This is a genomic window from Kluyvera intermedia (assembly GCF_021440345.1).
Lineage (GTDB): Bacteria > Pseudomonadota > Gammaproteobacteria > Enterobacterales > Enterobacteriaceae > Kluyvera > Kluyvera intermedia_A.
On record NZ_JAKCNS010000150.1, the window covers coordinates 1 to 1,036 of the forward strand.

At 44.4% G+C, this 1,036-nt stretch carries 1 protein-coding gene; it reads right to left on the reverse strand.

Annotated features, from left to right (window positions below; genetic code table 11):
- Positions 1 to 185 precede the first annotated feature (185 nt).
- Entirely contained in the window at positions 186 to 686 is a 501-nt protein-coding gene (locus LZ634_RS22350) for a non-heme ferritin-like protein (protein WP_001752509.1), read from the reverse strand.
- Between the last annotated feature and the right edge of the window lie 350 nt (positions 687 to 1,036).

A 1,036-nucleotide genomic window follows, 5' to 3' on the forward strand; every position in this document is an offset into this window, starting at 1 on the left:
CTTATTCGCACCTTCCTTAATATAAAGACACAAGCAGAGACATTTTTGGCACGATATAAAAACGCTAAGTTAAAAAATCACTATGACGTGTTGGGTATCAAATGTTCACTGGCATAAACCTCTGTTTCTGATGTAAAACAGATTTTCTGAGGAGGCGTAAAACCTCCTCGTACTGCGAAATTGATTTAGTGATAGCGATCGATCACGCCAACCAGATAGTGGTCGGTTTGCTGCATGTTGATGCCCGCTTTTTTAGCGCTGCGGACTTCATCCAGAATGATTTGCAACAGCGTCCCGTCCACGATTTCCTCTTTTCTGTATCGCTTCAGGAAGTTAATCGCTGACTTATCGTTTGCTGCCTGGGCGTCTTCCGTCAAAGAGGTCAGCGCATTAATGCGCTTCTGGTAATCGCTTACCGTCTGCTCAAACAGATCTTCCAGCGTGGAAAATTCACCGCACCGGGCGTGTTGCTCCTGTAACACCGGCGTGGCGCCGCTCTGTTTGATGTATTCGTACATGCGCATCATTTGCGTCACCGTATTTTGCGCCTGATGACGCAAAAATAGTGCGGTGCCATTAAGGCTATTCTCGCTGCACCTCTGGCTGAGCTGAAGATACAAATTTGAGGTATAAAACTCCTGATTCATTTGCGCATTCAGTTTTTGAACTATTCCGCTAGCGATCATAGGACTTCCTTATTTCTTGTCATCTCAGAAAACGGTCACTCTTCGAAAAAACAACCAGAATAAAAGCGATTCTTTCGCTTTTTTTATTGCGCCTGGTTACGCAGTCATATTCATTTTAAGTCGGGATGCTCCTTATTTAAATATCCAACCCTACTATCGCATTTCTATCTGGCATTATTCTGTGATGGTGTTTCGATATTCACACTCCCTGTGCCAATCCTTTCTTATCGACAGTAGGAAACTTCCTCCGGCTATTCTGCTGAACACGATTAGGGGCACTGTTGCAAAGTTAGCGATGAGGCAGCCTTTTGTCTTATTGGGGTCGTCTCAGAAAACGGAATCTATGGTCA

What these genes read in the sequence shown, in the direction of transcription:
- LZ634_RS22350 (WP_001752509.1), bottom strand. Translation starts at nt 686, where the DNA reads ATGATCGCTAGCGGAATAGTTCAAAAACTGAATGCGCAAATGAATCAG.